Origin of the sequence: Bacillus timonensis (genome assembly GCF_004799755.1) — a bacterium.
GTDB lineage: Bacteria > Bacillota > Bacilli > Bacillales > Bacillaceae_L > Ferdinandcohnia > Ferdinandcohnia timonensis_A.
The window spans coordinates 16,053-38,535 of the sequence record NZ_SLUB01000018.1; the positions used below are offsets into that span (position 1 = coordinate 16,053).

The 22,483-nt window shown below is 36.9% G+C and carries 18 protein-coding genes; 16 read left to right on the plus strand and 2 right to left on the minus strand.

All coding sequences use genetic code 11. From position 1 onward, the window contains the following. Positions 1 to 10: 10 nt before the first annotated feature. The 5 genes from E1I69_RS11430 (at position 11) to E1I69_RS11450 (ending at position 6,120) form a co-directional block, all read left to right on the plus strand. Positions 11 to 1,450: an O-antigen ligase family protein gene (locus E1I69_RS11430; RefSeq protein WP_161974883.1), complete on the plus strand. Its 1,440-nt coding sequence runs from the start codon at positions 11 to 13 to the stop codon at positions 1,448 to 1,450. Positions 1,451 to 1,530: 80 nt separating this feature from the next. Next, positions 1,531 to 2,643 carry a glycosyltransferase family 4 protein gene (locus E1I69_RS11435; RefSeq protein WP_136379747.1) on the plus strand — a complete coding sequence of 371 codons (1,113 nt, stop codon included), beginning with the start codon at positions 1,531 to 1,533 and terminating at the stop codon, positions 2,641 to 2,643. Continuing rightward, entirely contained in the window at positions 2,643 to 3,524 is an 882-nt protein-coding gene (gene galU / locus E1I69_RS11440) for a UTP--glucose-1-phosphate uridylyltransferase GalU (RefSeq protein WP_136379800.1), read from the plus strand. Before E1I69_RS11435 ends, galU begins: the two co-directional genes overlap by 1 nt. Positions 3,525 to 3,566: 42 nt before the next feature. Next, positions 3,567 to 4,715, plus strand: a complete 1,149-nt coding sequence (gene wecB, locus E1I69_RS11445; RefSeq protein ID WP_136379748.1) for a non-hydrolyzing UDP-N-acetylglucosamine 2-epimerase — start codon at positions 3,567 to 3,569, stop codon at positions 4,713 to 4,715. Between the two features lie 346 nt (positions 4,716 to 5,061). Beyond that, a complete protein-coding gene (locus tag E1I69_RS11450; protein ID WP_136379749.1) occupies positions 5,062 to 6,120 on the plus strand; it encodes a glycosyltransferase family 4 protein in 1,059 nt (352 codons plus the stop codon). Between the two features lie 107 nt (positions 6,121 to 6,227). On the opposite strand, the gene E1I69_RS11455 is transcribed toward E1I69_RS11450, so the two are convergent. Next, positions 6,228 to 7,262, minus strand: coding sequence for an LCP family protein (locus tag E1I69_RS11455; RefSeq protein WP_136379750.1), 1,035 nt, complete (start codon positions 7,260 to 7,262; stop codon positions 6,228 to 6,230). Between the two features lie 19 nt (positions 7,263 to 7,281). Then, positions 7,282 to 7,914, minus strand: coding sequence for a YigZ family protein (locus E1I69_RS11460; protein ID WP_136379751.1), 633 nt, complete (start codon positions 7,912 to 7,914; stop codon positions 7,282 to 7,284). Positions 7,915 to 8,136: 222 nt separating this feature from the next. Between E1I69_RS11460 and E1I69_RS11465 the strand changes: the two genes are divergently transcribed. The 11 genes from E1I69_RS11465 to E1I69_RS11515 all read left to right on the plus strand — a co-directional run bounded on the left by E1I69_RS11465 (position 8,137) and on the right by E1I69_RS11515 (position 22,470). Beyond that, positions 8,137 to 9,276, plus strand: a complete 1,140-nt coding sequence (locus E1I69_RS11465) for a sensor histidine kinase (RefSeq protein WP_136379752.1) — start codon at positions 8,137 to 8,139, stop codon at positions 9,274 to 9,276. Between the two features lie 316 nt (positions 9,277 to 9,592). Then, complete coding sequence (locus E1I69_RS11470; RefSeq protein ID WP_136379753.1) at positions 9,593 to 10,282, plus strand: response regulator; 690 nt, start codon at positions 9,593 to 9,595, stop codon at positions 10,280 to 10,282. A gap of 257 nt (positions 10,283 to 10,539) precedes the next feature. Then, positions 10,540 to 12,687 carry a hypothetical protein gene (locus tag E1I69_RS11475; RefSeq protein WP_136379754.1) on the plus strand — a complete coding sequence of 716 codons (2,148 nt, stop codon included), beginning with the start codon at positions 10,540 to 10,542 and terminating at the stop codon, positions 12,685 to 12,687. A gap of 11 nt (positions 12,688 to 12,698) precedes the next feature. Next, entirely contained in the window at positions 12,699 to 13,541 is an 843-nt protein-coding gene (locus E1I69_RS11480) for a hypothetical protein (RefSeq protein WP_136379755.1), read from the plus strand. A 2-nt stretch (positions 13,542 to 13,543) separates the two neighbouring features. Then, entirely contained in the window at positions 13,544 to 15,535 is a 1,992-nt protein-coding gene (locus tag E1I69_RS11485; RefSeq protein WP_136379756.1) for a protein kinase domain-containing protein, read from the plus strand. 15 nt (positions 15,536 to 15,550) lie between these two features. Further along, entirely contained in the window at positions 15,551 to 16,237 is a 687-nt protein-coding gene (locus E1I69_RS11490; RefSeq protein ID WP_136379757.1) for a vWA domain-containing protein, read from the plus strand. A gap of 15 nt (positions 16,238 to 16,252) precedes the next feature. Next, complete coding sequence (locus E1I69_RS11495) at positions 16,253 to 17,380, plus strand: PP2C family serine/threonine-protein phosphatase (protein ID WP_136379758.1); 1,128 nt, start codon at positions 16,253 to 16,255, stop codon at positions 17,378 to 17,380. 40 nt (positions 17,381 to 17,420) lie between these two features. After that, complete coding sequence (locus E1I69_RS11500; RefSeq protein WP_136379759.1) at positions 17,421 to 18,566, plus strand: hypothetical protein; 1,146 nt, start codon at positions 17,421 to 17,423, stop codon at positions 18,564 to 18,566. After that, the gene (locus tag E1I69_RS11505) at positions 18,567 to 20,351 is read left to right on the plus strand and encodes a protein kinase domain-containing protein (protein ID WP_136379760.1); all 1,785 of its coding nucleotides are present in this window, start codon (positions 18,567 to 18,569) and stop codon (positions 20,349 to 20,351) included. Beyond that, complete coding sequence (locus E1I69_RS11510; protein ID WP_136379761.1) at positions 20,351 to 21,025, plus strand: vWA domain-containing protein; 675 nt, start codon at positions 20,351 to 20,353, stop codon at positions 21,023 to 21,025. Before E1I69_RS11505 ends, E1I69_RS11510 begins: the two co-directional genes overlap by 1 nt. A 26-nt stretch (positions 21,026 to 21,051) precedes the next feature. Beyond that, on the plus strand, positions 21,052 to 22,470 hold the full coding sequence (locus E1I69_RS11515) for a J domain-containing protein (protein WP_136379762.1): 1,419 nt from the start codon (positions 21,052 to 21,054) through the stop codon (positions 22,468 to 22,470). Positions 22,471 to 22,483: the final 13 nt, after the last annotated feature.

A 22,483-nucleotide genomic window follows, 5' to 3' on the forward strand; every position in this document is an offset into this window, starting at 1 on the left:
GTAGATGACTATGAAATTACTCCAGAGAGACCTATATGTCCTTCTTTTAAGCGTTCTACTTGTTAGTATAGGCTTAGTTATTGCGGATTCAAAACTGGCAATTGTAATCACTCTTATCTTAGCTATTCTTGCTTTTCGTGCTAAACACCAAGGAATTTTGATTCTTGTTTTAGTTGTTGCAACACGTCCGTTTTTAATTGAACTAAATCCAGGTTTTAAGATTTTGGGAGATCTCCTAATTTTGGCACTGTTAGTACGAACTTTTTATGACTATCGACATGATATAAAAAAGCTTTTTACATTTCATCCTTTTGAATTAGCTTTCTTTGCATTTTGTATTGTAGGTACAATATCAGCATTGATTACTGGGGTTGGAATGGGTGCATTAATCACTCAACTAAGAGCATACTTACTGTTTTATCTTATTTTTTATATTGTAGTAAGAATGGAAATTACAGAGGAACTAATCAGAAAATTTGCCTTAACGACATTTAGTATTGCTGTAGTATTATCCTTACACGGATTTGTCGAAAAAATATCAAATAAAACCGTACTGATGCCAGAAGCTTGGGAAAATTGGTATCTTTCATGGACAAACTACATTCGTGTATATGGTTTACTGAAAGGCCCAAATGAACTTTCCCTTTTCCTTTTAATATCCTTTTTCATATCTCTTTATTTAGTAAAGAAGTACCAGGGGAAAATACGAATTTTCCTATATGTCGGATTAACCTTGATTGGTACTACCATTTTACTTACGTACTCTCGAGGTTCTCTGTTAAGTTTAATCGTCTTTTTAGTTGTATATGTTTTCATTAATAGAAAAATTAAACCGTTAGTTCCTATTGTACTAATTACTCTTATCTCATATGGCTTGTTCTTTGTGATAGATCAAGTTTCATCTGTTTATTATGATGCTTATGTTGCGGAAAAATGGGAAAATACGAATGAACAGAATAAAACAGATGAGCAGGGACGTTACAAGGATACATTTTCTAAAGATACTTTAGAGCAAAGTAGTGAAAGTGGCCGAATCTATTATGTTCAAAAGGCTGTAGAAATTTTTAAAGATCACCCGATTATGGGTACAGGTTTTGCAACATTTGGTGGTAGTGCTACACTAAAGTATTCATCCCCTATATATGAAGATTATGACATAAATCGAAACTTTTACTCTGATAACCAATACATCCTTATTCTTGCTGAAACAGGTATATTGGGTATTTTAATGGTTGCCTTAACTGCTATCTTTTTATTGACATACACCTGGAAGTTACGTAAAGGATACTATTTCTCCCCGTTACTATTGTTCTTAATGGTGACAATAGTAATGGGGTCCATGGTCTATAATATTTTGGAAAATGATTCCTTTATGTTCTATTTCTTTGCTGTAATGGCCTTTGCATATCGGGTCTACAAAAAAGATATAGTAGGCTTAGACACAAAATAATAATTGCGTAGAGCTCCTCCTCTACGCTTCTTTCTATTAATGGAGTACCTTATGATTTATTCAAAGAAATGAGGATCACTATGAAAATTTTGCTTGTATCAAACATGTATCCCAGTACTCAATTTCCCAGTTATGGGGTGTTTGTAAAAAATACGGAACAAATTTTATTAAGTGAAGGTTGGAACGTATCGAAAGTGGTTCTAACAAAAAAAACGAGTAAATGGCAAAAGCTGCTGTCTTACTTCCTTTATTACATAACGATTATTGTAAAGGCCCTATTTGGCCAATATAACATTATATACGCCCATTATGCGGCACATAATGCATTACCACTTCTTATTGTAAAAAAGCTTAATAAAAATGCTTTAATCTATACAAATGTACATGGAAGTGATGTTGTACCGGAAGTAAAATCGCAGGAAAAGTATCAGCCGAATGTTAGGAAACTTTTGCAAGCTTCGACTAAAGTTATCTGCCCGTCCCATTATTATCGCGACCTAGTATCAGCTAAATATGGGATAGAGAAGTCGAAAATAGAAGTGTTTCCTTCGGGTGGCGTTAATAAAGAGTTATTTTATCCCATGCAGGACTCGAATCAAGCTATGAGAGAATTACAGCTTGACCCAGATTTTCAATATATCGGATTTGTTGGTAGAGTAGATGTTGGCAAGGGATGGGATATCTTTTTAAAAGCAATTTCGGAAGTAAAGGGCCTTGGTTTTATGGAAAAACGCAGATTTATTTTTGTTGGAAAAGGTGCTCAACAAGATAAGTTTGAACAAATGGTTGATGAATTAGGGCTCAGGAACGAAATGGCATACTATCCATTGCTTCCACAGGAAAAATTAAGTAAGGTGTATAATTGTATAGATGTTTTTTGTTTCCCAACAACACGTAAAGGTGAAAGTCTTGGATTAGTGGGGCTTGAGGCTATGGCGTGTGGGGTTCCCGTTATCGGAAGTGAAATCGGCGGTTTATTAGATTATATCGAGGACGGAAAAAATGGATTTTTATTTGCTGCTGGAGATAGTGATGCATTGAAGGATAAGTTAATTAAATACTTTCAATTAGATGAGTTCGAAAAGCAAAATCTAAAACAAAATGCAATTAATAAAGCTAGTGAATATGAAGTTGAAGCGATAAAGCCAAAGCTGATTCAAGTATTTAAACAAGAAATGAGGGTATCAGATTGATGATAAAAAAGGCTGTTATTCCTGCTGCAGGATTAGGAACTCGATTTTTACCAGCAACTAAGGCATTACCAAAGGAAATGTTACCAATTGTTGATAAACCAACTATTCAATATATTATCGAGGAAGCTGTTGATTCTGGAATTGAAGACATCATCATTGTAACGGGTAGAAACAAGAGAGCAATTGAGGATCATTTTGATCATTCAATCGAATTAGAGCTTGAACTAGAGGAAAAAGGAAAAAAAGAGTTATTAGCATTAGTTCAGGATATTTCAACCATGGTAAACATCCATTATATTCGACAAAAAAAGCCACTAGGATTAGGTCATGCTGTTCTATGTGCAAAACAATTTATCGGCAATGAACCTTTTGCAGTACTCCTTGGAGATGATATAGTTAAAAGTGAAGTACCATGCTTGAAGCAGTTGATTAATACATATGACACCTACAATTGTAGTGTTATTGGTACAAAAATTATGCCCGATGAGGAACTATCCAAATATGGTGTCATTACGCCTACAGAGGAAATTGAAAAAAACATTGTAGAGGTAAAAGATATGGTGGAAAAACCACGAGAGAATCCACCTTCGAACTATGCCATTATGGGTAGATATATTTTAAAAGCTGATATCTTTTCCTACCTAGAGAAAGTAGATGTTGGTCACGGTGGAGAAATCCAATTAACGGATGCTTTGCGTAATATGGCGAAGGATCAAAGAATACTTGCACAGGCATTTGATGGAGTTCGACATGATGTAGGTGATAAATTTGGATTTATTAAAGCTACAATTGAATTTGCACTCGAAAGACCGGATTTACAGAAGGATTTAATTCAATATTTAAAAGGTCTCGAAAAAAGTAATTATAAACCTTCAAATTGATAGAATTATTTCAAAAATAATAAACTATAGTAGGTGATTAGGTTGGCGGAGAGATTAAAAGTAATGACTATCTTTGGCACTCGCCCAGAAGCCATAAAAATGGCTCCGTTAGTTCTTGAACTTCAAAAATACCCTGAAGAAATTGAAACAATTGTAACTGTGACAGCCCAACATAGACAAATGTTAGATCAGGTGCTTGAAATTTTTAAAATTACTCCTGATTATGATTTAAATGTCATGCAGGAACGACAAACTTTAATCGATATTACTACAAAGTCCTTAATCGGTTTGGATAAACTGATGAAGGATGTAAAACCAGATTTGGTTTTGGTACATGGAGACACCTCTACTACATTTGTATCAAGCCTTGCAGCATTTTATAATCAAATTTCAGTAGGCCATGTGGAAGCAGGCTTACGCACAGGAAACAAATATTCCCCATTCCCTGAAGAAATTAATCGGCAAATTACAGGTATCATTGCGGACCTGCACTTTGCACCGACAAAAAAAGCTGCACAAAATCTTTTAATGGAAAATAAAAAGAAGGAAGCTATTTTTATTACAGGTAATACTGCGATTGACGCATTAAACACAACAGTTTCATCAACTTATCAAAATCCTATACTTGAAAAGGTGGGTGAAGATCGATTACTGTTAGTAACAGCCCATCGTCGTGAAAATCTTGGACAACCGATGAGAAATATGTTTAAGGCGATCAAACGACTTGTTACTGATCATGAAGATGTTCAAGTCGTCTATCCTGTTCATCTAAATCCTGCTGTGAAGGAAATAGCAGATGAAATTTTAGGACAGGATGAACGCATTCACTTAATCGAACCATTAGGTGTGTTAGATTTCCACAATTTCGCAGCTAAATCCTACATGATATTAACTGATTCTGGTGGAGTCCAGGAAGAAGCGCCGTCACTTGGTAAACCCGTTTTAGTTTTGAGGGATACAACTGAAAGACCTGAAGGAATTGAAGCAGGAACATTAAAACTGGCAGGCACAAGTGAAAAAACCATCTATAACCTAGCTAGTGAATTACTTAATAACCCAGTTGAATATAATAGAATGTCCATGGCATCCAATCCGTATGGGGATGGAAATGCATCTAAGCGAATTGTTGATTCGATTCGTTACCAGTTTAAATTAACTGAATCAGTTCCAGACTTTTTTGAAGAAATATAAGGCTGTAATTCTTGATACGGTTTTATCATAAATTTCATAAATTTGGGTACTCAAAAGCAGGTTTACATGAAAAAAAGCCTCCAATAGTCGGAAATAGCGACTATGGTGGCTTTTTTTAGTATGACAATTTGGTAACTTTTATTAGTAATCTACGTCTAAACTATATGAGTCTATAAATTTCTATTTCTGAATTAGTTGTATTGTGGTATAATCCAATTTGAGTCTGAAAATCCTGTCGATTCTCGAAATCGTACAAAAAAAGTTGCGTTTAATACGAAGAAATATTATGAGGAATTAATTAAAAAATATAAAATATGGAAAGAGTAAGGATTAGGAGGACATATAAATGATTTATGTAACAGCTTTAGTATGTTTTGTAGCTTCTATCCTCGTTACCCCTTTAGTAAAAAAGCTTGCATTTAAAATTGGAGCAACGGATAAACCAAATAAACGAAAAGTACACCAAAAAATTATGCCTCGCCTAGGCGGATTAGCCATTTATATAAGTTTTTTAATCGGATTTTTCATTCTCCAGCCTGAAAGTCCATACAAATATCCAATCCTGATCGGTAGTATAATTATTATCATTACAGGGATTTTGGATGATATGTATGAAATATCTGCAAAATGGAAGCTTTTTGGGCAATTAGCGGCTGCAGGAATTTTGATTTTTAATGGTGTGGATGTAGAAATTGTAAACCTGCCGTTTATTGGTCAAATTGATTTAGGTTTTATGACAATTCCTTTAACCTTGCTTTGGATCGTTGGAGTTACAAATGCCATCAATTTAATTGATGGTTTAGATGGACTTGCTGCTGGAGTATCTGCAATTGCACTTATTACTATTTCAGGAATGGCCATTATTAAAGGCGATGTTTTTGTAATGATGCTAGGAATTATCGTGATTGCAAGTACACTCGGCTTTTTAATTTACAATTTCCACCCGGCAAAAATCTTTATGGGTGATACTGGTGCGTTATTCCTAGGATACATGATTGCTGTACTATCCTTGTTAGGATTTAAAAACGTTACGTTTATTTCATTTATCGTGCCAATCATTATTTTAGGAGTACCTATATCAGATACTTTCTTTGCTATTATTCGACGCATCATAAACAAGCAGCCATTGTCTGCACCAGATAAATCCCATTTACACCACTGCTTATTAAGAATAGGCTATAGCCATCGGAAAACAGTTTTACTGATTTACGGTATGAGTGCATTATTTGGACTTGTAGCGATTGTGTTTTCGCAGGTTACTGTTTGGGTATCGTTTTTCATACTATTGCTTTTAATGGTGTTCATTGAATTAATTGTTGAAAAAATTGGTTTGGTTGGGAAAGAATATAGACCAATCTTAAATATGGTCCGTGAAATTAAATACGCAACTGCTAGAAATAAATAGACATAAATTCAAAACTATATTCATAGCTCTGCTGTGGATATAGTTTTTTTATTGCTTAAGAAAAAAGCTTGCATTCAACCTAATGAAAGGTGACTGCAAGCTTTTTATTATTCATATAATGTAGACGATTCGTCGTCATGAGCATCGTTACGTTGACCTGTTACGTCAATTTCCAAATGATCTCTTAATGTTTTAGACAGTGTTTTTAACTCTTGTTGATTCACTTCATAATAATATCCATAATCTGTCCATAAATCTGAACCGGCTAAAACATTTGATTCAATTTCTAGTGTTTGACCGGATGTTGCATAATCATATAAAGAAAGTAATTCTCCAAATTCAAAGTTCATCGTGATATTTTCACCTAATGCATCAATAACCGAACCGTATTTAGAAATGGATCCAACAGAAATAGCTTTATCAATAATCCCTTTAATGACCAGTTGCTGTCTTTTTCCTCTTTCGATGTCACTATCAATCTTTCTTGTTCTGACTAATGCTAACGCCTCTTCACCATTTAACTTCTGTAATCCTTTTTCTAAATGGATGGCATCTGGTCTATCCTTACTATCCTGTTCTGTGAATGTAACTGGAACATCTACCTGGATACCATTTAATGCTTCAACAACATCAATAAATGCATCAAAATTCATCTTTACGAAATAATCAACTGGAATATCCAATAATTCCTCAACAGTAGCAATCGTACCGTCTACCCCATTATAAACGTGAGCATGGTTGATTTTGTCCTTTCGACCTCTTAAAGGATCGTAAACGAATGAGTCACGTGGGATACTCACCATTTTAATTGATTTTTGTTTTTCATTTAATGTGGCTAATATTAAGGCATCAGTACGGGTTGCATCCCCTTGGCTTCTTTTTTTACTGTCGTCAACCCCGATAAATAGAATCGAAATATTATCGTGCTTTGGATTAACTGGTTCAACACGTTTTTCGGACTTAATACCACGATTTAGCTCTGTTTTAGAATCTGCCGCTACGTTTTTCGCTTTATTTACCAGATATGCACTATAAGCTCCACCTGCAACAAGCAAAATTAAAAGTGGAAAAAGAATATATAAAAAAACTCTTCTTTTACGTTTCTTCTTTCTTACCTCATAACGTTTTCTTTTTTTGTCCATTGTCTGTTCTCCTCAAGTTTTATATTTCTTCTTCCAAATACTCCACAACACCCTCCGAAATCTCGGCTTGTCCATTGGTTAGTTCGGTCATCCATTCAGTGAATTGTGGTGTTTGGCTTTCTTCTACATAGGTTTCGATTTCGACTGCATCAATATACTTGATTTCTTTGATTTGGTAAATAGAAGAGCGGAGTTCGTTTTCAACCTTACCAAGCCATGTGTAATCAATTTTTGTATGCATCACTCTCATGAGTTTACGTTCGACGATGCCTGTTGCTTGGAGACCTTCTGAAGTTGACTTTCCGTATGCGCGGATTAGTCCCCCTGCTCCTAATTTTATTCCACCAAAATACCTAGTTATGACAACAACTGTATCTTTTAAATGTTTTTTCTTCAAGACTTCAAGGATTGGAACGCCAGCAGTCCCACTTGGTTCACCGTCATCGTTTGCTTTTTGAATTTGATCGTTTTCCCCAATGAGATATGCGGAACAATTGTGGGTTGCGTCCCAGTTTTGCTTTTTTATTTTTTGAATGAATTCCTGCCCTTCCTCTTCTGTTGTTGCGCGGTCAATATATGCTATAAAGCGTGATTTTTGAATATTTATTTCATGCTCGCCATACCCTTTTACTGTATAATAGGAATGAAGCATTACGTGTAATACCTCCTAACGGGGCTTCAAGAAAACTGTAGTGCGACAAAATTCGGCACTGACCGAGTTTTTGGAAATTTTTTGCCCATTCTTCTATTATAAAACGACATAATTTTTACATCAATGGTTTGTTTTTGGCATAGGCCAAATGTAATACAAATGTAAATGATATGAAATGCTGTAAAAAACAAATCAGTATATAATTTAGATGGAGGTGGAAGCATGGCCACCAAGGGACTTGATATTAAAGTTCTTGATTCAATATTGGAAAAAATGGTGCACACCGTTGATCATAGCAAAGAAGAAATTTTTCGAATTGGTGAGCAATCTCGTAACGAATTTTTAACGTTAACGGATGAGCTAAAGGATATTAAGGAACGAGTTGGAACAATTATTCAAGAGGTAGACCGCTTGGAAAATCACTCTCGTTTTGCAAGAAAACGGCTTTCCGAGGTAAGCAGCCATTTTAAAAAGTATTCAGAAGAAGAAATTCGAAATGCATATGAGAAGGCTCATGATTTGCAGATGCAGTTAACTGTAATTAGACAGGAAGAGAAACAGCTGCGCGAACGTCGAGATGAGCTTGAAAGACGATTAGTGGGTTTAAATGAGACAATTGAACGTGCAGACCATCTTGTCGGTCAAATTTCCGTGGTTCTTAATTATTTAACGAGTGATTTTAGGATGGTAGGAGAAATGATTGAGGACGCGAAGCAAAAGCAGGAGTTTGGTCTGAAAATTATTGAGGCACAGGAAGAGGAGCGCCGGAAGCTTTCTCGTGAAATTCATGATGGACCTGCCCAGATGCTTGCGAATGTGATGCTGCGCTCGCAAATTATTGATAAGGTCTACCGAGAGAGTCCAGATCAAGGTGTAAAAGAAATTCATGATTTGCGAAAAATGGTTCGTTCCGCGCTATATGAGGTTCGTCGGATCATTTATGATTTGCGTCCAATGGCATTGGATGATCTTGGATTAGTCCCTACCCTCAAAAAGTACCTATCCACGATCGAAGAATATAATGGAGACACTACGATTTCATTTACATTTATAGGATCCGAGCAAAGAATCCCATCAAAATTTGAGGTGGCTTTATTCCGAATGGTTCAAGAAGCCGTCCAAAATGCGTTGAAACATGCGGAAGCTCGTGAAATCGCAGTTAAGCTTGAGATAAGTAGACATCATGTAACAGTAATCGTAAAAGACAATGGAAAAGGCTTTGATATCCGAGAGAAGAAAAAAGACTCGTTTGGGTTAATTGGAATGCGCGAGCGAGTGGATTTACTCGATGGCAATTTAACAATTGATTCAAGTGTGGGTGCAGGAACGATTGTGATGATACAGGTGCCGTTTGAGGTTTAACTTTATTAAGTCTCGGCTAAATAAGCTGCCATGTTTTTTTAAAGGGAACTTTTGAGCAGTAAGGTACGTCACTTCTTGTGGGACTAAAATCGGGCGCAAAAAAGCTAAAGAGCATTTGATGTGATTTCCCTTTTCTATATGTGAGAATATTTCGGTTATTTGATGATACGTTACAAGAAATGGTTAAACTACTATATGCTGCTTATTTATATAGGAAAAATAAGAATAAACTTACTAATATGTTCTGTTAATACTGCTTATGGAGTATTGACCGAAATTGCCTCGATTGTCAAAATGAAAGGGGGAGGCGTTATTCATGAAAACAAGCATAGTTATAATTGATGATCACCAATTATTTCGCGAAGGTGTAAAACGAATACTAGATTTTGAACCAACCTTTCAAGTGGTAGCAGAGGGTGACGATGGGGAACAGGCGGTGGCGCTAATTGAGCAGCATAAGCCTGATGTTGTCATCATGGATATTAACATGCCTAACTTGAACGGAATTGAAGCAACGAAACAATTAATTGACACTTACCCTGATACGAAGGTTATTATTTTATCGATTCACGATGATGAAAGCTATGTGACGCATGCCCTTAAAACTGGAGCAACTGGTTATTTATTAAAAGAAATGGATGCGGATTCTCTAGTCGAAGCGGTCAAAGTCGTTGCAGAAGGTGGATCATACTTGCATCCAAGAGTCACACATAATTTAGTGAAGGAATTCCGTCGTCTTGCCGTCGCAAGTGGACAATCTGGAGCAGCGCATTCACACCTGGCTACGGAAGTTCGTCGTCCACTCCATTTGTTAACGAGAAGAGAATGTGAAGTTCTTCAACTGTTAACGGACGGAAGAAGCAACCGCGGCATTGGTGATGACCTATATATCAGTGAAAAAACAGTTAAAAACCACGTAAGTAACATCTTACAAAAAATGAACGTAAACGATCGAACCCAGGCTGTTGTTGTAGCTATTAAGAATGGCTGGGTTGAGGTTAGATAATTTAATAGATTAGTAGAAAGCTGAGTTCTCTATTGGGAGCTCGGCTTTTTTTGTTGTTTTTAAAAGATTAAAAGATTTTGGTCGAAAAAATGATGATTTTTAGATTTTCGTTCTTTTACTGTAGGTCTTAACACCTACCATTTGGGTAATTTATGAAACTTCATACAAAAGATTGGAAATAAAATCTGTTTTCTTATTAAAAAAATTTGGTAAATATGATAAATTTGTACTATATCATTCGACATAAGGAGCAACATATGACAAAATACTACCTTTTATTAGATGAAAGTGGTGACTTTATACAAGATATAGATGGGAAAGAAGTCCCATCGATTGTGGGTGGGTTGTTATTTTCTCCTGAGAAGGGGCTAACCCTCACTAAAATTGGTGAAATTTTTGAACGATTGTGTAATAACCACGGAATAGATTCAAGACATTTCCATAGTACTGATTTACCTAAAGTCTTATTTTCAAGATTTACGCTTGACTTATTATCTGATTTAAAAGAGAACGGTGCTACTTATGTTGTTTTTGAAAATGTGGAGCGAATTAACATTGTCAATGCCACGACTACATATATTAACATTCTCTCAGAAGGACTCATTCAACTCTTTCAAACTCTTTCCACTATTGAAGAATCCGTTGAATTTGAAATTATTGCTGCTCGAAGGATGGAACAAGTAAACGATGAAAATGGGAAATCGTATTTAAGAAGAATTACTGTTGAAGAATACCAATTGAGACTTGAGGAGAAGCTTGCAATCGGTCTAGCAAGAAGAAATCTTGCTTCCTCCATACACAATTGGAAATGGTCTTTTTCACTTGGCTCAGCAAGAAACGATGACCATTTGAAGGTAGCGGATACCATTTGTCATGCTTATTTCCGACAAAAAAAGAAATTTACGCCAGACCAACAAGTGATGCTACTTCACTTACTTGAAGAAGGACATCTTTATACATTGTTTGATCACGAATCATCCATTTCGATTAAAAGACTTTTATCAAATGGAATGCTGGGGATGGCCTTGTTTGAGTGGGTAGTTGCGGAACGCTTTTCCAATCGCGTGGATCAGAGTCGATTCCAAGAGAATGAGTTCCTCGATTTAATTCTTACTCGGTTACAAAAGTTGCCGCGTCATTCCTTAAAAGCTGAGCTACAGGTTTTCCTTACGACATTACAAAGTTTGAACCATGTCGAACGAAATTTTACGAAGGCAGAGGAAACGTTAAAAAAGGTAACCATTGCCCTAATACCTAACATGAAGGAAAGAGGTATTGCAGCTCATTCATTTTATCTCGATTCATACTTAAGTTTATTTACAACAGCGACCCATCAAGGACATATCAAACTAGCGGAAGAACAAATCTCCAACATCCAGCAAGTTCTCCCAGAGCTAGGTAAGAAATGGGAAAGTTATGACTATGTCATTGATTTCATGCTTCGTGAAGCAGTCCACGATTTAAATAAATATGATTTTGAGCGTGTTATTGAGAATATGACGAAATTAGAAGAGTTTATCACGCAGATGCTTTCGATTCTTCCGATAGCGGGTGAGATTCCTTATTTCCAACAGGATGACTTGTATTCTGATTTGCTTGGGAAAACCTTAGGGAATCGACTCCAGGCTTATTTTATGAAAGCAGTTAATAGTAGTACTTCTATAGAAGACTATGAACATGCAATCCGTGATTCTGGGTTAGCCCTGGAGCAGTTTAAAGAAGAACACCATGCACACAGGCAATTCCAATATCGTGCGCAAATTGAATGTAATCGTGGAAACCTTGAATCCTCATATGAGTATTTATGTCGTTCCTATTCATTACCTTCGACAACTTCTTATGCGGAGTTTCTACGCACGATTTTGGAACAACCGAAATCTAGTTTTCTATTTGGACTTATGCATTTCACACGATTGATGGCAGCTAGTTCTGAAGTGCATCAACACGCCGATGATATGTACAAAGCGATAATATCGACTGACGTTTTAAAGCATCCTACTATGACGTCAGAAGAAAGCTTTCACCCGATGCAAATTATTCATTGGAAGATTGCTAGTTATCTATCGAAAAGTGCGAGCTATTCGGCAGCACAAACCTATTATCAGAAGGCCATTGCGATATGCAATGATGATCCTGAATGCTTAACCCTTCGATCCATAGGACTAGGAATTGCATGTGAACAGGCATCCTTTCTTTTAACAGGAGGGACAAGGGTGCAAAAAGAAGCCAAACATGCTTTAAAACTAGCCATTAGGTTGTATGAGCAGTTTATGGAGGAAGCTATTCCTTCTAGCATGAGGGATTACTTTGAACGTTGGAAACAAGAAATAACGATGCTAGAGCGATATACTGACAATGAAAAAAGCAGAGTGCTATATTCACTCTCCACAAAAATTCCATATTAGAGGTGTAGAACATGGTAAATCAAATTTTAGGAGCGACTGAGGAATGGTTAAGTCGAGAGCTAGGATCACTTGCTCCATCATTTATATGGTCGGAAGCTGAACAAAAGGAAATCTATGAAATTCATGATGTAAAGCGTTGGTTTGCCTTTTTAAAAGAAAAAGGGGTGATTCCCAATCATTTCCGATTAGAGGCTTTCACGATCCCGCGTCTCGATTCGTTTGATGGAGATGATATGCTGGTCGTTTATCAGGAAGGTGCTCTATGGACAGGGTATCCACTTACCCGTTTTACAGCCTTTACAGGAAATTGGAATAAGCAAGGAATGCTAGACTTCCTCAACATGCTATTTCCGTCCATGTTTGTTACCGAAGACAATGAAATGGATTCGGACGCAGCTGTAAGTGACGCGTCAAAAGCTGAAGATTTGACTAGTTGGGGTTCAATCAATGCGGATACTTCTGATATCGTCAATACGCCAACCATTGAAATAGAGGAGTCTTCTGACCTTGATGAGTTCGATGATGAAGAGGTCAATTATGTGGTTGCTAACTATGATGAGGCAGATTTTGATGATGAATTTGAAGACGACTATGACAGCAGCTTTGATGAGGAATTCGAGGTAAGCAAAGAAGCATCAGAAAATGTGGATGCTGAATATGTTTCACAGCTAGTAGAAGGTATTAGCGAAAAGCTAGGGACTAGTATTTCAGCCGTGGAAGAATGTGTCCAAGAAGCAATCGACTTGGCAGCTCAAAAGAAAGGCTCGAAAAAGCTAGTACGTATGATGTTGGAAGTTGAGGAAAATTTAACAGATTTGCAAAACATGCTAACTGCAGAACCAGATGAGGAGTAACCATGAATATTCAAGAGATTGTAAAAGACTATAAGCTCTTTATTGACACAAGTACATGGATGACACCTCATGCGAATGAGTTTATAGAAAAAAAGTTAACTTCCATCCTGTCAGCTTCAAGTAAGCAAATTATTCTTCCCTATCGAATCATCCAGGAAGTCAATAAAATGATGGATCATGAGGAGCGAGAAAAGCGGCATAGGGCAAAGAATGCAGGGAAATTACTTCAGATTTACTTAAATCAAGGAATGGCGGCTGTTTTTGGGAACAAAAGTGACCCTTTTGCTGATCAAACCTTTCTCTATGTCTTTCAACAGTTTCGAGTGAAATACAACTTAGCACTTATCACACAAGATCGTGGCTTGGCACATGATATATTAAATCTGAATAATCAGCATGCTGTCCAAGGAAAACCGATTTATGCTTTTCGAATCAATGAAACGGGAAATATCGAGAAATGGGATTTTGAACGAATTTCATCAAGACCCCAGCAACCCACTAATGGAACTCGTCCAATGAGAGAGAAAAGACATCGATCAGATCCGCCGCCAAAGCCAAATGAAAAATTTGCGTTGGGAACAAAAGTCATTACACAAAAAGAAACAAAGATGCCTGTAAGCCGCGTTCCAGATAAAAATGAAACGGTGTATTCCAAGGTATATGGAACTCTTCGCTTAAAAGAAGAGATTGGAGCGGGTGGAGAAGGAAAGATTTTCTTATCTTCAAATGGAATGGTTTGTAAGATTTATAAAGAAGATCGAATTACCCATGAGCGCTATTATAAATTAAAAAGAATGCTAGAAGTCCCAATTAGTAAAAAAGGGATTTGTTGGCCAAAGGATATCATAACGAATAGTAGTAATGAGTTTGTTGGCTACATCATGGAAACGGCGGAAGGAAAGCCGATGCAAACATCAATGTTTTTACGACCAGTGTTAAATAAGAATTTTCCAAACTGGACACGAAAAGACTTAGTTCAACTTGCGATAACGATAGTCAATAAAATTATTTATTTACATGAACGGAATATCATCATTGGAGACATCAATCCAATGAATATCCTCGTTAAGAATGAAAAGGAAGTTTATTTCGTGGATACCGATAGCTATCAGATTGAAAATTATCCATGTCCTGTTGGCACCATTAACTTTACGGCACCGGAGCTGCAAGGGAAAAACTTTTCAACCTTTTTACGGAGCTTTACACATGAATATTTTGCAGTAAATACGCTGATTTTCATGATTATGCTTCCGGGTCAGCCCCCTTATTCACATCAGGGTGGAGGAACACCTGGAGAAAATATTAAGCAAATGGGCTTTCCCTATCCACTTGGAAAGGAAGGGAAAGGAACTGTACCAGATGGTTCCTGGAAATACATTTGGAGTCACTTGCTTTACGACATTAAAGAGGCGTTGTTCCATACATTCACTGGAAAGAAGAGAGCTACACCAGAGGAGCTACGAGATATTCTTGTGAAGTATAGACAAACAATCTCTAAAGGGCATCTGAGTGATGAGCTGTTCCCAGATAGTATGAAAATTCCACCTGGAATGGAAGCTGTGCTTGTATGTAGTGATCAAATGTGTAAAAACCCACATATTAAAGTACATATTGATTTTAAAAAGAAGGTTGAAAGTGGTGGAGGACGTTACATTTGCGATAAATGTAAGTTCAGAAGGAAGATTTGGCGTGCGTGGGAACAAACAAGGTCTGGTCAAGTTGGAAATGCACATTCAAACCCAGCGGTTTCGGAGGTAAGGACAAGCAAACCGACGTCAAGACCGTCAAGTACACCACCCAATCATAATCGTCCTAGACAGCCGAGAACGGTTCCTGTAACGAATCCATCTAGTCGGACAGGCACAAATCAGCGGCCTACTAGAACCAATACGGTACCAAAACAACCCGTACAAAATTCGCCAAAGCCGAATTCACAGCAGCCTAAGACTTTTTTAGATAAAGTAATTAATACTTTAAAATTCATTAATAAATAATTGGAGGAATTCATTATGTCATTCCATTCACAAGAAGAGTTTACACTTTCACAAATTGAGCTTTATGAAAATCCATCTACGAGACTACCAATTTGTCTTGTATTAGATACTAGTTATTCCATGAATGGCGAGCCTATTAAAGAATTAAATAAAGGTGTGAAGTTATTCATGGAATCGATTCGAAAGGATGATATGGCATCTGCTTCTGCCGAGATCTCCATGGTTACATTTGGTGGAGAGGTTAAGCAATTATTTGATTTTGGTAGTATCCATCGTCAAACAATCCCACATTTATCGGTAAATGGATTGACTCCAATGGGCGAGGCAGTCAATTTGGCAGTGGACCTCTTGGAACGAAGAAAAAACATGTATTCTCAATCAGGAGTTAGTTATTTTCAACCATGGATTGTGATTATGACAGATGGTGCGCCAACAGATGATATTTCATTGGCAGCTAGACGTACATCAGATCTAGTTAATAATCGAAAATTGACTATTTTTCCATTGGGAATTGGACCGAACGCAGATATGGAAACATTAAAGATGTTTTCTCCGAATCGACCACCATTGAAAATCAAGGGTCTAAACTTCGTTGAATTTTTCGAATGGTTGAGTAGTAGTGTATCCGCGATTTCTGCTTCTACGCCTGGGGAAAAAGTAAATCTTGATGTTGATGCAATTAAACAATGGGCAGTTCTTTAATAAAGGAAGATATACATGACGATAACACATTGGAAGTTTGCTAGTGCCCAAACGGTTGGGCGCGGTCATATTAAACAGCAATTACCGTGTCAAGATTATACATTTTGTGTACAGACACAAGACATGACCATTTTAGTTTTAGCGGATGGTGCAGGTTCTGCACCGTCTTCTCATATCGGGGCTCAAACCGTTGTTCATAAGATGATGACCATTTTACAAAACCATTTTGAAGAAATGTTTGAGGAAGACGACCAACAATTGCTTCGAAAACGAATCATTGGGATTCTATTGAACGAATTAGAAGGTATTGAGAATTTTAGTGGAAACATAAAGGAATATGCCTCAACCCTGCTTTATGTAGCCATAAAAGGGGATCGTTACCTAGCGGGTCACATTGGCGATGGTGTGATTGGGCTACAGGTAGCAGGAGGAAGTTTCAAGGTTCTTTCTAACCCGGAAAATGGGTTGTTTGCGAATACGACCTATTTCATCACTTCTGATGAGGCATGGAAGTATCTTCGCCTTTACAAGGGTGAAACGCACGCGAAAACAGGCTTTATCCTTATGTCAGATGGAACAGCTGACTCTTTATTTAATAAAAAGAAGCAAGGGTTTGCGCCGGCAATCCCAAGGATGCTCGATTGGCTACGGAACCATCCAAACCAAAAAATTGCTGAAGTTCTTGAAACGAACTTGGATTCAGTCATAAAACAACAAACCCAGGATGACTGTAGTATTGCACTAGCTGCTCTAACAACCTGGAATCCAGAAGAGTTGCTGGAAGCATCGCCTGAGTATTTGGCAGACTTTATTGGAATACACAGTATGTTGGCGGCTGAAGGAATGGAAGCAGATCAGGAAAGCTCTACGACAACTGAATTAGCTGAACCTCTTCAACAAGTTGAGGATGAATACATGGACGTTGAATCCGAATCTGACGAAGAAGTTGAGGAAAACGAATCAACCGAGGACAATCGTGTCTATGAAGAGATAGTTGCTGTTGAAGATTCTGATGTACCTGTTGAAGAAACGGAAAGCATTTCGGAGGACGAAGATACCTCAAATTTGGTTGCTGAAGACCCTGAAAAAGAAGATCAAGAAAGTGAAGAAGATTTAGAATCAATTGAAGTGGATCGAATTTAAACGACCCATAAGAGACGGACGAGAAATGGAAGGGTGAGACATGGAAAAGCTAAAGAAAATGCAATTTATAGACCGAAAAGCAATCCAATCCATTGATCGATTATTACTTTTATTTAGCTTAGGATATCTATATTTATATTTTCAATATGGCTATACCATTAATTTAATAACAACCATTTTTATTATTGCCATTCATTCATTTAATTTTTTATCAAAAGCCCAATCAAACGTATTGTATGCAAGCTTTGGTTATAGTTTAGTATCATTCAGTATTTTGTATCATTATTATCCAAATGTAGCTGAAATGAGATTTCTTTTCTTTATTCCATTTATTCTATTTTTCGTTGTTCTATTTAGTGATTTCTCCAGTAATTTACTTACTGGGTTTTTACTAGGCTATTGGATATTACTTTTATATTTTGCATTTACGTCGGGCACAACCGGAATTCAATCAATCCTATTTAGCTATGCAAATTATCATTTCGTTTTAGAACATATTCTCTTTTTATTCATGACGGCTATCATCATGTATTTATTTTCTAAAATTTATCCATACCGACAAACAACGAAGACAATCAAGATTGCTCAATTAGTTGTATGGATCGGAATTCCGTTTGTTTTATCGGTAGTTAATGGCGCAAATCCTGCTGAGGAGATCAAAACAGCGGCCATTTACCTTGTATTAGCTATTATCATGTATCGTTCATTAATTCAGGATAAGACAATGCTAGCTTCCATTGCTTATGCAATTGTCACGTTTATTGTCTGTACATTCGTTAGACAGCATTTTGGGATCGAAAACTTTTATTTTATCTTACTGGCAACATTACTTGTTTTGTTACTAGTGAATTATTTTAAGGTAAACGTGCGCTTTTTAATAGGATTTGTGTTTTCTTTCTGGTTAATCCAGTTGATTATCCTATATCAAGGTTTTGAAAATGGAGTTTTGCCAACATTAGAAGTGATTTTCTCGAAGGCTGGAATTCTAGCAACTATGAAGTATGTGTGGCTCCCGGTAATTGTTGGATTATTATGGTCACAAAAAACATCCTTAATTGATTCCTTGATTAATCGTTTAGAACGAATCAACCAGAATATCAAGCAACGGAAAATGGATCCGGTGGAGCGAGAACCAGTTCGCAGTAAACCGGTCGATCCAAGTACAAAGGGTTGGGAAGAGTTATAGATGACGAAAACAACTGTAAATTCAATTGATCTATTAAAAATTACCAATCAATATCGTATTTTTATTGATACTTGTGTGTGGATGTACCCGCCATCAAAGGATTTTCTTACAAAGGTGTTACCGGAAGCCTTATTTGTTCGAAAAGCCACAACGAAGATCCCATACCGCGTGATTGAGGAAGTAACACGAAAGGCAAAGGACCCTGACAAAGACACGAGGAAACGAGCCAAATTTGCTGCGCGAATGATTAATCTTTACATACGGGCCGGATTAGCTCAAGTGCTAGGTGATAAGGATGATCCTGATATTAATGACAAAACGGTTTTATATGTTTTTCAAAAATATAGTGATCGCTATCTCTTCTGTTTATTCACAAATGATACAGGCTTAGCAAATGATGTGTATCAGTTGAGAAATCAACGAGCGGTTGATAATAAAGAATTCCTTATATATGGAATAGGAAAGGATGGATCGCCGTATCAGTGGGACTTTGCCAATGAAATGCGAAAAGACCCTGTTTTTTTTCATTATAAGAATAAACCCAATTTTAAACGTGAAGCGTCGGTCGACCGCTCGCTTATAGAAAAGCATCCTTTAACCGTAAGTAGTAATAGTAGGATAAAGAGTGGCGATAAGGTTCAAACAGTCAAACATGGCGAATTGACGATTGGTGAGCTACTTGGCACTGGACAAGATGGGACGGTTTTTCGAGTAAAGAAGGGGCTTGTCTGTAAAGTTTTTCATAAACATAAATTGACGGTCAACATGTATCAGAAAATAGTTAAAATGCTAGCGATGCCAGTTCATCTGCAAGATGTCAACTGGCCACTTGATCTGATTTTTACAAAAGACAACCTGTTTCTTGGTTATGTAATGAAGGAAGCAAAAGGGATATCCCTACAGAAACTATTAAAGACAAAGGCCCATTTAACAAAAAACTTTCCAGACTGGGATCGAAAGCATCTTGTGGAATTGGCTTTATCCTATTTACGAACAGTCGGGCACCTTCATGAACACGGGATTGTGATGGGAAGTGTAGACCTAGATCATATCCTTGTAAAAAACGAAAAAAATATTTCTTTGATCAATACAGATGGTTACCAAATGAACCAATTTCGTAGTGACCGCTCTTTAATTAACTATACGCCACCTGAATTTCTTACTCAGAAGGATGAGGTCTTAAAGGGTAAAAGTCATGACTATTATTCAATTGCTGTTGTTTTATTTGCCATCTTGTTTCCTGGAAGGCTACCATACACGTTCCAAGGGTCAAATGTAAAGGCGGAGCATATTCTTTCTAAGCGTTTTGACTTTCCGTTTCAACCAACCTATATCCCAAATTATGAGAAAAGCCCTTGGGCTTTAATTTGGGGAAGTCTGCCTTTTCATTTACAGCAGCTTTTCTACGAAACCTTTGTTCAGGACCAACGAATTTCAATAGAGTTTTGGGAAACAGCGTTCCGGTTATACCGAGATAGTCTGAAAAATGAAGAACGACCAACTGCTCTTTTTATTAAAGATACGGATGATTTAAAAGAAGAAACAGTTTTTGCTAAATGTATGGCCTGTAAATCATACTTGCGTATTCCAGAAAGAGAATATACACGGATAACAGCTCATAATCCAAATCCATTATGTGAAAGATGCCATCAGCTCTATAAAATAAAGGTTCCATTAGAGACAAGGCAGTCCAAGCAGAAGGAAACCAAGCATTTCTGGACGGAAAAAACCACCTTTCTTGAAGCAATGTCCACCTTTAGAAGTGAAATGAGGAGTGAAAAATAGTGGATGATTTAAGTCTAAAAAGTGAGGAACTGCTTAATAATCCTTCAACAAGAATGCCAATTTGCTTAGTGTTAGATGCAAGTGGTTCAATGACTGGAAATCCACTTAAGCAATTACGCCTAGGCCTTCAGCAGCTTTTTAATGATTTATTACAAAATGAGGTTTCAAAGGCATCTGTTGAACTTTGTATCATTACATTTGGAGAACAGGTAAAGACGGTACTAGAGTTTCAACCAATAAAACCAACCATTCGTTTGAAAATAGCAACCGGTGGGGCTTCTCCAATGGGAGAGGCGATGGTGAATGCCATATCTGAGGTGAAAAATCGTGTTGCACTATATAAAGCCCACGGTCTTCCATATTACCAACCTTGGATTGTGTTATTATCTGACGGTACGCCAACAGATGAAATAGAAGATTCTATTGCCCAAACCGTAAATGGTATTAAAAATGGAGACTTTACTTTATTTCCAATTGGTATTGGCGATCATGCTGATTTAGAGATTTTAGAACGTTTTTCACCAGCACGGCCACCACTTGTTTTAAGTGAAGTGAAGTTTAAGGAATTTTTCTCTTGGTTAAGTGAAAGTGTCAACCGAGTATCTGAATCCCAGCCATTTGAACAAATTGAATTACCTCCAATTGAGGATTGGCATGAATTGAAGAAAAAATAACAAATGGTGTGAGGTGAGAATGTCAATTGGAGCAAAATTATTATCAGCTATTAGAGATAAACAAGACATCAACAGATGCAGATATTAAAAGGGCTTATTTTAGGATCATTAAAAAATACCCTGTAGATCAATATCCGGAAGAGTTCAAAACGATCCGAATCGCTTATGATACATTGCGAAACTCACAAACTCGCAAAGAATACGATGCGAAAATGCTACATGGTGACTTGGTGGAACAGCTTAAAAACGAGGCGATGAATGCCTATACGAATGATGAGTTTGAAGATGCAAAGAGATTGTTTAAAGAGGTTTTAACCATTGTGCCAACCTTGACTGAAACCCGTAATTATTATGCACTCAGCTTTTTATTTACCGAGGAATACCATCAGGCACTTCAGCATTTTAAAATGGTTGTCCATGAAGAACCGGAAAATACAACCTATCAGTTGAACTATGGGAGAGCACTTGAAAAGTGTGGGAAAGAAGAAGAGGCCATTCGTTTATATAAGAAAATGTACATCATGGAACCAGACAACATGGATCCTTTGTTTCAGCTAATTGACCTTTATTTAAATAGAAATGAAACGTTCAATGCGCTCAAAACATTAGACCAAGCGATTTCCAGTCAATCAAAGTCAGGGGGCTTTCACGCCTTTTACTATCTATTAAAACGAATTAAAGTATCTGTACGGATTCGAAATAAAGTAGAGTTGATGAAATCTCTTGATTTATGTCGGGACCTTTTACTGAAACACGAATCTGAGCAAGGAAATATGATGGGAGACTTAACAGACCTCGGTCTTGATTTATATAAACGGAAGCTTTATGGGTATGCAAAACCAATTTTTGAATTTGTTCAAAAGGAGAACTCTGAGCCAAATGAGAAGTTCGATTCCTTAGTCAGTGAAACAATTCTTCGAGCAAATGTTTATGACGAGTTTGATTTACTTGAACGAGATGAGAGAGTAATTGATTATGTGAAGCACGTCTTTATTCTCTACCTCCATGGTGGGGATTTTACGGAAGATGAATTTGATCGGTATACAGAAAATGCCTATGACAATCTACATGATAGCTCAGTATATAATGCTGAAGAGACGTTAAAATCGATTAAACGAGTACTTATCAAATATCCGAATCTCTTTCAAGAAAGAGAAAAAGTATTACATAATTTTATGGAGACATGTAAGCATTCGATTCAATGCCATGATGAGTTTGAGATTCTTAAAAACGATTCTCATGTATGCCATCCAGTAAAACGATTAGTCGCCTATTATCTGATTTATTTTGATTCAGAAGATGAAAAAAGAGAAATGTTTGCTTCAATTAAAGATGATTTTATGGATGAAACGGATCGTTCATTAAAAAGATCTATTGATCGTTTAGAGTCTCGTTATCCAGCTCTTTACGGATTAAATGAAGATTTCTTTCGAGATTTTCAGTAGTGAGAGGAGTAGA

Bases quoted from the DNA above. Each gene is read 5' to 3' on its own strand.
- E1I69_RS11430 (WP_161974883.1), top strand. From the start codon at position 11: ATGAAATTACTCCAGAGAGACCTATATGTCCTTCTTTTAAGCGTTCTA.
- E1I69_RS11435 (WP_136379747.1), top strand. From the start codon at position 1,531: ATGAAAATTTTGCTTGTATCAAACATGTATCCCAGTACTCAATTTCCC.
- galU (WP_136379800.1), top strand. From the start codon at position 2,643: ATGATAAAAAAGGCTGTTATTCCTGCTGCAGGATTAGGAACTCGATTT.
- E1I69_RS11450 (WP_136379749.1), top strand. From the start codon at position 5,062: ATGATTTATGTAACAGCTTTAGTATGTTTTGTAGCTTCTATCCTCGTT.
- E1I69_RS11455 (WP_136379750.1), bottom strand. From the start codon at position 7,262: ATGGACAAAAAAAGAAAACGTTATGAGGTAAGAAAGAAGAAACGTAAA.
- E1I69_RS11460 (WP_136379751.1), bottom strand. From the start codon at position 7,914: ATGCTTCATTCCTATTATACAGTAAAAGGGTATGGCGAGCATGAAATA.
- E1I69_RS11465 (WP_136379752.1), top strand. From the start codon at position 8,137: ATGGCCACCAAGGGACTTGATATTAAAGTTCTTGATTCAATATTGGAA.
- E1I69_RS11470 (WP_136379753.1), top strand. From the start codon at position 9,593: ATGAAAACAAGCATAGTTATAATTGATGATCACCAATTATTTCGCGAA.
- E1I69_RS11475 (WP_136379754.1), top strand. From the start codon at position 10,540: ATGACAAAATACTACCTTTTATTAGATGAAAGTGGTGACTTTATACAA.
- E1I69_RS11480 (WP_136379755.1), top strand. From the start codon at position 12,699: ATGGTAAATCAAATTTTAGGAGCGACTGAGGAATGGTTAAGTCGAGAG.
- E1I69_RS11485 (WP_136379756.1), top strand. From the start codon at position 13,544: ATGAATATTCAAGAGATTGTAAAAGACTATAAGCTCTTTATTGACACA.
- E1I69_RS11490 (WP_136379757.1), top strand. From the start codon at position 15,551: ATGTCATTCCATTCACAAGAAGAGTTTACACTTTCACAAATTGAGCTT.
- E1I69_RS11495 (WP_136379758.1), top strand. From the start codon at position 16,253: ATGACGATAACACATTGGAAGTTTGCTAGTGCCCAAACGGTTGGGCGC.
- E1I69_RS11500 (WP_136379759.1), top strand. From the start codon at position 17,421: ATGGAAAAGCTAAAGAAAATGCAATTTATAGACCGAAAAGCAATCCAA.
- E1I69_RS11505 (WP_136379760.1), top strand. From the start codon at position 18,567: ATGACGAAAACAACTGTAAATTCAATTGATCTATTAAAAATTACCAAT.